This window comes from Avibacterium endocarditidis, assembly GCF_002921145.1.
In the GTDB taxonomy this organism is placed as follows: Bacteria; Pseudomonadota; Gammaproteobacteria; order Enterobacterales; family Pasteurellaceae; genus Avibacterium; species Avibacterium endocarditidis.
The window spans coordinates 1-9014 of record NZ_PQVI01000058.1 but is presented as its reverse complement, the minus strand read 5'-3'; the positions used below and the strand labels follow the sequence as shown (position 1 = coordinate 9014).

Annotated in this window: 5 protein-coding genes and 3 pseudogenes; 6 read left to right on the top strand and 2 right to left on the bottom strand. The window is 41.4% G+C overall.

The window, feature by feature from the left end; genetic code table 11:
• Positions 1-328 precede the first annotated feature (328 nt).
• Together C3Z13_RS04545 and C3Z13_RS04535 are read right to left on the bottom strand one after the other, a co-directional pair.
• Positions 329-715: a tail fiber assembly protein gene (locus tag C3Z13_RS04545; protein ID WP_103855135.1), complete on the bottom strand. Its 387-nt coding sequence runs from the start codon at positions 713-715 to the stop codon at positions 329-331.
• A 451-nt stretch (positions 716-1166) separates the two neighbouring features.
• Positions 1167-2541: pseudogene (locus C3Z13_RS04535) on the bottom strand (Do family serine endopeptidase).
• 392 nt (positions 2542-2933) lie between these two features.
• Between C3Z13_RS04535 and rbsD the strand changes: the two are divergent.
• From rbsD to C3Z13_RS04505, 6 genes and pseudogenes are all read left to right on the top strand, one after another.
• Positions 2934-3353 carry a D-ribose pyranase gene (gene rbsD, locus C3Z13_RS04530; protein ID WP_103855132.1) on the top strand — a complete coding sequence of 140 codons (420 nt, stop codon included), beginning with the start codon at positions 2934-2936 and terminating at the stop codon, positions 3351-3353.
• Positions 3354-3362: 9 nt separating this feature from the next.
• A pseudogene (gene rbsA / locus C3Z13_RS04525) lies at positions 3363-4845 on the top strand (ribose ABC transporter ATP-binding protein RbsA).
• Between the two features lie 11 nt (positions 4846-4856).
• The gene (gene rbsC / locus C3Z13_RS04520) at positions 4857-5813 is read left to right on the top strand and encodes a ribose ABC transporter permease (protein ID WP_103852506.1); all 957 of its coding nucleotides are present in this window, start codon (positions 4857-4859) and stop codon (positions 5811-5813) included.
• 30 nt (positions 5814-5843) lie between these two features.
• Entirely contained in the window at positions 5844-6722 is an 879-nt protein-coding gene (gene rbsB, locus C3Z13_RS04515; protein WP_103855131.1) for a ribose ABC transporter substrate-binding protein RbsB, read from the top strand.
• A gap of 170 nt (positions 6723-6892) precedes the next feature.
• Positions 6893-7819, top strand: a complete 927-nt coding sequence (rbsK, locus tag C3Z13_RS04510) for a ribokinase (protein ID WP_103855130.1) — start codon at positions 6893-6895, stop codon at positions 7817-7819.
• 39 nt (positions 7820-7858) lie between these two features.
• Positions 7859-8858, top strand: a pseudogene (locus C3Z13_RS04505) (substrate-binding domain-containing protein).
• Positions 8859-9014 lie beyond the last annotated feature (156 nt).

The following is a 9014-nucleotide window of genomic DNA, read 5'->3' as shown; positions in this document are numbered from 1 at the left end:
CGGAATATTCCGCTTTTTTGCTTAACTTAATTGAAAATCTTCAGGATATTGCCTGCGCTTTAACTCGCTTTCATACGCTGTCTGGCAATGTCTCGGATCTCGAAACAAGGCATTAACAAACTTAAACCAAAAACGCCAACAGGCTTTTGGCTTGTCGGCAAGTATAGCACGGCGATAGCAATGGCTTGAAAAGGTTTTCGTCCGCTCTGCCATCAGTAATAAGTATTAAACCATTGGTCGGTAGTTCCAAGGGGTGGTACTGTTATCCGCATAAATTAGCGTAAAAATGCGTGGCTCTCCGTTATTCTCTTTACCATTTCAATCGAAATCAGCTTTGATTTCGACTAGTGTCGCACGGCTTTTTTGTCCGTATCCCCCTTTTGGGGATCGCTGACACATAACTCCCGCCGTTTACGCATCTATCATCATGTTTGGTATTGATAGCGTTAGCATTGCGGATTTGTTGGCGTTGTTGGAGGGAGTTACGTTTGTTTTTATCAAGTATCCATTTCTCACCGTCCCACTTGCACGTTTTATCCAATGGTTTAAGTGCGGTGAGATTTTTCGGAGTTTTGCTTAGCTCGTTGATGGTAATTGGTTCACCTGTAACAGTGTTATAATAAATTTGTCCGCGATAATCTGGTATATACATCCAACACAAATCATCTTGGCAATGTACAATATCAAAGTCATCTTTAGGCTCTGGTTTGTGCATCTGAATCCTAAAACCATAGTCAACCAGATAAAATGGGGTAAAGAGAGTGTCTTTAATGACGGGTTTTTAGCTATGATGAACTATTTCCTGATTGAGCTGTTACCTGTACACCGGTTACAGGGGAAAAAGTGCAAGTCAAGCGACAAGTCCAAACCTTATGCAAACATCTTTAAAGGAGGAACAGCTATAATCTTTTTTACTATCTTGCGGTCTTAAAAAAGCCTGGTGTATTACAATCTAGTGAGCCTTTTCAAGGTTAGGCACTTTCTTTAGCGATTGAAATCCTTCAAGCCCCTTACTATATACATATAATTTATTAAATAATGAATTTAAGGGATAAACTCAAGGAGTATGTGATATTCACATGTCCTTTTAAAGGACATGTGGAGCTTGGAATTTATTTGGTAATAAAACTGATGTTTTATTAGCTGTCTTTATAAGCCTCCTCAGTTTATTGCACCAACAAATAAAAATTCGTTTTCCACGCAAAATATTTAACGCGATAGTAGAAGGTTTATCTTTCAGTGATTTACGCAGTTGGTCTAGGTTCTCAACGGGGGGGTGCGGTTTATGCCGATAATCACATCGCCGTCTTTTAAACCTAGGCGTTGGGCGAGCGATTTATCCTTAATTTTGCTAATTTCAACGCCTTTTTGTCCTTTTGCATTATAGTTGCTTAACTCTGCGCCTTCTAAGGCTGGGAGAAGATTTGTTGCGCTGGCTTTGGCTTCTTCATCTGGTTGTAAGGTAACGGAAGTGGTGTTGGATTTACTATCGCGTAAATAGGTTAATTCCACGTTTTTACCCGCACCAGTGGTGGCGATTTTGGCTCGCAATTCGGCGAAGCTGGATAGTTTTTGACCGTTAATTGCCGTGATCACATCACCGGCTTGTAAGCCCGCTTTTTCTGCGGCAGAATCTGGCAATACTTCACTTATGAATGCGCCTTGTTGTGCATCAATTTTGAGGGCTTTGGCTAAATCAGCATTGAGTTCAGCCCCTTTAATGCCTAATAATCCACGGCGAACTTCGCCAAATTCAAGGATTTGTTTCACAAGGCTGTTTGCCATATTGCTTGGAATAGCGAAAGCGATCCCAGCATTTCCCCCACTAGGTGAGATAATGGCGGTATTGATGCCGATTAATTCGCCATTAAGGTTAAGCAATGGGCCACCAGAATTGCCTTGGTTTACTGCGGCGTCAGTTTGAATGTAATTTTCATAGCTACCGCGCTCTGAGCCAGTTGAGCGTCCAAGAGCAGAAACAATCCCTGAGGTTACTGTTTGTCCTAGACCAAATGGGTTGCCGACTGCCACGGTGTAATCACCAACGCGCAGTTTATCGGAGTCAGCCATTTTGATTTCAGTAAGATTTTTCGGATCTTCTAGCTGAATTAAGGCAATATCAGAAAGCTCATCTGCGCCCACTAATTTCGCTTTAAATTCGCGTCCGTCTTGTAATTTCACGGTGATTTTATCTGCTTGATCAATAACGTGATTATTGGTTAGCACATAACCTTTTGCGGCATTGATAATCACACCAGAGCCGAGACCTTTGAAGCTACGCGGAGCGTTGTTCTTAAAAATATCCGGCCCGAAGAAAAATTTGAATTCTTCAGGAATATCGTCATTTTGGAAGCGTGCTTTTTGTTTTCCTTCCACCGCAATGGAAACGACGCTAGGTAGAACTTGCTCTAACATTGGCGCTAAAGTAGGCGTGCCAGAAAGCGTGCTTGGTGGAGGCAATGTCGCCGTTGCGTTCACCGAAGTGCCAAGCACAGTTAAGCCAAGAGCGATACTCGTTAATAAAAAATGTTTTCTTTTCACTTCATTTCTCCATTTCGTTACTAAGTGTCATTTTAAAATAAGAACAGATCTCAATTTTTAAAGGGATCTATCGCTATTTTCTTTCATTGCTGAAAGCGTGTTTGTTGTTTTGCCTAAGACAAAGAAAATAAAAAATTGTTCGTGAAAATTGTATGGTTTTCGAGAAATTACAAAAAAAGAGGTAAATGACTGGATCTTTTTAAATTAGCCCACATTTTTATTAAATTTTAACTTTTCGTGAAAAACAAAGTGCGGTGGAAATTTTCTGTGATTTTTCTCACATTTTTAAAAATTTGGTGTTTTAGATTTTGATTAGATCGGTTATTTTTTATTTATCGAAACGTTTCGATAAAATTTTTGTAAGGTTTTGATATGGTTTTTAGGGAGGCAATATGAAGAAAACAGGAATTTTGAATGCACCGCTGTCATTGCAAATAGCGCAGCTTGGGCATACGGATTTTTTAACGATTTGTGATGCAGGCTTACCCATTCCAGTGGGAATGGAAACCGTAGATCTTGCCTTGCGTGCTGGGATTCCGAGTTTTTTATCGGTTTTTGATGCCGTAGTGGGCGAATGTTTTGTGGAGCGAGTGATTTTAGCCAAAGAAATTGAACACAAAAATCCGAGCATTCATCAAGCGTTATTGCAGAAACTTGAACAATTAGCGCGGCAACAAAATAACGAAATTACCGTGGATTATGTCTTTCACGAAGAATTTAAAGCTTTGAGCCAAGAGAGTAAAGCTATTGTGCGTTCGGGCGAATGTACGCCTTATGCCAATATCATTCTTGTTTCAGGTGTACCATTTTAAGGGGGCGTGATGAAACCCATTTTAAGATTAGACAACATTTGTAAATCCTTCCCTGGCGTGCGGGCATTGCATAATGCGAGTTTGTCTGTTTATGCGGGGAGAGTGATGGCATTAATGGGGGAAAATGGTGCAGGCAAATCAACCTTGATGAAAATTCTCACTGGGATTTATCAGCAAGATAGCGGAGAGATTTATTTTCACGGAGAGAAAGTGCGGTATAAAAATCCGAAATTTTCTCAGTTAGCGGGAATCAGTATTATTCATCAAGAACTCAATATTATTCCTAATTTAACCATTGCTGAAAATATTTTTTAGGGCGGGAGTTTACCCATAAATTGGGCGGTATTGACTGGGCTAAAATGACAGAAGAATCCGCAAAATTGCTGCAACGTTTGAAAGTTAAACATCACCCTTCAACACCTGTCGCAAAACTTTCCTTAGGTGAGTTGCAAATGATTGAAATCGCCAAAGCATTAAGTTTTGATGCCAAGGTGATTATTATGGACGAGCCAACCGATGCCTTAACCGATTCTGAAACTCAAGCCCTGTTTGACGTCATTCGAGAATTGAAAGCGGAAGGTTGTGGGATCGTATTTATCTCTCACCGAATGCAAGATATTTTTACTATTTGTGATGATGTTACCATTTTACGCGATGGAGAGTTTATTGCAGAAAGTGAACTTTCCGCCATTAATGAAGAGCAGCTTATTGAACTAATGGTGGGAAGAAAGCTAGAAGAACAATATCCCCATCTTGATAGCCCTATTGGTGAGCCAGTATTACGCGTGCAAAATTTGACGGGGCAGGGCGTTAATAACGTGTCTTTTCAGTTAAATCGCGGTGAAATTCTTGGCGTGTCAGGTTTAATGGGGGCAGGCAGAACGGAACTGATGAAACTCATTTATGGCGCGTTACCGAAAAAGAGCGGTGAGATTTTTCTGCATAATCGTGCTTTGACGATTCGTTCCCCGCAAGATGGCTTAAATAATGGCATTGTATATATTTCTGAAGATCGTAAAGGTGATGGCTTGGTGTTGGGAATGTCGATTAAAGAAAATATGACACTCACCGCATTAAAGCAGCTCACTAAGAATGGGGCGATCGATCACCGAGCTGAAAAAATGACCGTTAATGATTTTATCTACTGTTTAATGTGAAAACTCCTTCAATGGATCAAATGATCGGCTTGTTATCAGGCGGTAATCAGCAAAAGTGGCGATTGCCAAAGGGTTGATGACACGGCCTGATGTCTTAATCTTAGATGAGCCAACTCGTGGTATTGATGTGGGAGCAAAAAGGAATTTATCAGTTAATCAATAAGTTTAAAGAAGAAGGAATGAGCATTATCGTGGTTTCTTCCGATATGCCAGAAATTATTGGTATGAGTGATCGCGTTTTGGTGATGAATAATGGCGAAATTCTCGGTGAATTCTTGCGTGAAGAAGTGAGCCAAGAAAAGCTCTTAACCGCCGCTATCACGCAACAGCATTAAAAGGATAAATTATGACAACAACAAAATTAAAAAATTTCCTGATTGAGCAACGTTCAATTTTGGCTTTAATTGTCTTGATTGTAATTGTTTCTAGCATTAATCCGAATTTTTTCACAATGGATAATTTGCTGAATATTTTGCGTCAAACCTCAGTCAATGCCATTATCGCAGTGGGAATGACCTTTGTGATTTTAACTGCAGGGATCGATCTTTCAGTAGGATCGGTATTGGCATTAACTGGCGCGATTGCCGCCTCACTGGTGAACCTTGATTTATCTATTTTCATTGTAATTCCCCTTGTTTTACTCTGTGGCACCTTATTAGGTGGCATCAGCGGAGTGATTATCGCGAAAGGTAAAGTTCAGGCTTTCATTGCTACCTTGGTAACAATGACCTTATTGCGTGGCGTAACAATGGTTTATACCGATGGGCGACCAATCAGTCTGGGTTTTTCTGATGTGGCAGATCAATTTTCTTTCCTTGGAACAGGGTATTTATTCAATATTCCTTTCCCAATTTGGTTAATGGCAATTATTTTCCTTGTTGCTTGGTATATCTTAAAACATACCCCAATGGGACGTTATATTTATGCCCTAGGTGGCAATGAATCGGCAACCCGTTTATCAGGCATTAATGTGGATAAAGTAAAAATATTCGTGTATGCAGTAAGCGGATTTTTAGCCACCGTTGCAGGATTGATTGTGACTTCAAGATTATCTTCCGCACAGCCAACCGCGGGTGTGTCCTATGAGCTTGATGCGATTGCCGCAGTTGTTGTCGGTGGCACAAGTTTAATGGGCGGAAAAGGGCGTATCTTTGGCACATTAATTGGTGCGCTGATTATTGGGTTCTTAAATAATGCCTTGAATTTATTAGATATTTCTTCTTACTATCAAATGATTGCAAAATCAATCGTTATTTTGGCAGCTGTACTTACCGATCATTTTTTCAGTCGAAAAAATGCTTAACTTAAACTCACCTAATGAAAGGAGATGTGTATGAAAAAATTAACGTTACTGGCGTCCGCAGTGATTCTTGGTTCGGCTGTTAGCCAAGCGGTGGTGGCAAAAGAGACCATTGCATTAGCCGTTTCAACTTTAGATAATCCGTTTTTCGTTACCCTAAAAGAAGGGGCAGAAAAAGAAGCGGATAAATTGGGCTATAACCTTGTGGTGTTAGATTCACAAAATGATCCAGCGAAAGAGCTGGCGAATGTTGAAGATGTCACCGTACGCGGGGCGAAAGTATTACTGATTAACCCAACGGATTCTACCGCAGTAGCGAGTGCGGTGCGAATGGCAAATCAAAAAAATATTCCTGTGATTACCTTAGACCGTGGTGCAGCACAAGGCAAAGTGGTGAGTCATATTGCTTCTGATAATGTGGCTGGCGGCAAAATGGCAGGGGATTTCATCGCAGAAAAATTAGGAAATAATGCGAAAGTCATTCAATTAGAAGGTATTGCCGGAACGTCCGCTGCGCGTGAACGTGGTGAAGGTTTTAAACAAGCGGTAGAAGCACATAAATTTGACGTATTAGCCAGTCAGCCTGCAGATTTTGATCGCACCAAAGGCTTAAATGTAATGGAAAACTTACTCACTGCGCAACCAAATGTGCAAGCGGTATTTGCTCAAAATGATGAAATGGCACTGGGTGCAATTCGAGCTGTTCAAGCGGCGAATAAATCGGTGTTAATTGTTGGGTTTGATGGTACAGATGATGGCGTAAAAGCAGTAAAAAGTGGCAAATTAGCTGCGACTATTGCACAACAACCAGAGTTAATTGGTGCATTAGGCGTGCAGACGGCTGACAAGGTGATTAAAGGCGAAGCTGTTGAAGCACAAATCCCTGTGCCATTAAAAGTGATCAGTCAATAATCCTTTAATTATTCAAGGCGGATTTTCTATTCGCCTTGAATTTCACTTTCGTATATTGGGTATATTGCGAAATATTTTTCGCGTGTCATCACGTTTTAATCAATGTATTTCGCAATATGCACAAAATATAAGTGCGGTGCTTTTTCGTTGATTTTTATTAAGGAATAACTATGCGCAATTCAACCCTAACCATTCTCGGTAGTATTAACGCAGATCATCTTATTCAAGTGTCACATTTTCCACAGCCGGGGGAAACCTTGTCGGGACGTAATTATCAAGTGGTGTACGGCGGAAAGGGGGCAAATCAAGCGGTGGCGGCGGCACGCTTGGGAGCGAGGGTGAATTTTATCGCTTGTGTAGGAAATGACGATATTGGGCGGGAGATGAAAAAATCTTTCGTGCAAGCGGGAATGAATACGGCGGCAATTTCTGAAGTTACACAGGCTCGCACAGGGATTGCAATGATTCAAGTGGCAGACAGCGGCGAAAATAGCATTGTGATTTCCGCGGGGGCGAATGCTTATCTGAATGCTGATAGGGTACAGTCTTTCGCTCATATTATTGAGCAGAGCGATGCTTTGCTGATGCAATTAGAAACCCCCTTAGACGGTGTGCTGTGTGCCGCGAAATTAGCGAAACAAGCAGGTAAGCAAGTGGTGCTAAATCCCGCGCCTGCACAGCCACTGCCTGATGAATTGTTGGGGCAGCTAACAATGATTACGCCAAATGAAACAGAAGCGGAAATTCTTACAGGCGTGAAAGTGGTGGATTACCAAAGTGCGGTGCAATCTGCGCAAGTTTTTCATCAAAAAGGGGTGGAAATGGTATTGATTACCTTAGGTGCGAAAGGGGTTTTTGTCAGCCATCAAAACCAACAAGAAATCGTGCAGGGCTTTGTGGTGCAGGCAACAGATACCACCGCTGCTGGGGATACCTTTAATGGCGCGTTGATGACGGCATTATTAGAGGGCAAATCGTTAAATCAAGCTATTCATTTTGCCCAAGCCGCCGCAGCGATAAGTGTTACCCGTTTAGGCGCACAAACCTCCATTCCTACTCGGCAAGAAACCCTCGATTTTTTGGCTCAGGCTCATTAGAATGACAAGCATTTAGTGATCAAAATTTGAGAAGTCATTATGGCAACAATGAAAGATATTGCACGCATCGCACAGGTTTCAACCTCCACCGTGTCGCACGTGATTAATAACACGGGCTATGTGAGCGATGCAATGCGAGAACGCATAATGAAGGTTGTCAAAGAACTGAATTATCGCCCTTCCGCCTTGGCGAGAAGCCTGAAAATCAAGCAAACTAAAACCTTGGGAATGTTGGTTACTGCAACCAACAACCCTTTTTTTGCGGAAGTGGTGAGTGGCGTTGAGCAGTATTGTAATCAGCACGATTATAATCTGATTATTTCAAGTCTAGATGGCAATGAAGATCGCTTAGAGCAAAATATTCAAACGCTGATTCAAAAACAGGTGGACGGCTTGTTGTTAATGTATTCTGATAGCCGTCATTCCTTTCTTAAACAACTTGATGTTGCCTTACCAATGGTGATTATGGACTGGTGGCCAACGGCATTAAGTGCGGATAAAATTTATGAAAATTCTGAACTTGGTGCGTATCTTGCGACAAAATGCTTAATTGAGCAAGGACATAAAGAGATTGCGATTATCACAGGAAATCTGAATAAATCCCTCGCACAAAATCGTTTGCAAGGCTATAAAAAAGCCTTAAACGAACATCAGTTAGCCATTCGTGATGAATGGATTATCGAAAGCCATTTTTGATTTTGAAGGTGGCGTGGAAGGAATGAAAAAACTATTACAAGCTGGCAAACGGCCTACGGCTGTGTTTGCGTGTAGCGACACGATTGCAGTAGGCGTTTATCAAGTGGCGTGGCAAAATGGTTTGCGTATTCCGCAAGATCTTTCTGTGATTGGCTATGATGATATTACCCTGGCGCAATATCTCGCCCCACCGCTCACCACCATTCATCAACCTAAAGCCGAATTAGGCAAACTTGCGGTGGAAACGCTGTTAGAACGTATTAAAAACCCCCATAAAAGCGAACAATCTATTTTGCTAGAACCTAAATTAATTTGGCGGGATTCTGTGTGTAGTTTGCTCTGACAATTTGTATGTCTATGAAAGACATCACAATGTCAAATTATTTCACCAGCGCACATAACTTTCATTCCCGCTTTGAATTTCTGCCTGTTACTTCTTTCGTGAAATCTTGTGAATTGACATTGAGGTTGATTGAGTTGGCAGCGGAGTAAACGAAAA

Bases quoted from the DNA above. Each gene is read 5' to 3' on its own strand.
- rbsD (WP_103855132.1), top strand. From the start codon at position 2,934: ATGAAGAAAACAGGAATTTTGAATGCACCGCTGTCATTGCAAATAGCG.
- C3Z13_RS04545 (WP_103855135.1), bottom strand. From the start codon at position 715: ATGCACAAACCAGAGCCTAAAGATGACTTTGATATTGTACATTGCCAA.
- rbsC (WP_103852506.1), top strand. From the start codon at position 4,857: ATGACAACAACAAAATTAAAAAATTTCCTGATTGAGCAACGTTCAATT.
- rbsK (WP_103855130.1), top strand. From the start codon at position 6,893: ATGCGCAATTCAACCCTAACCATTCTCGGTAGTATTAACGCAGATCAT.
- rbsB (WP_103855131.1), top strand. From the start codon at position 5,844: ATGAAAAAATTAACGTTACTGGCGTCCGCAGTGATTCTTGGTTCGGCT.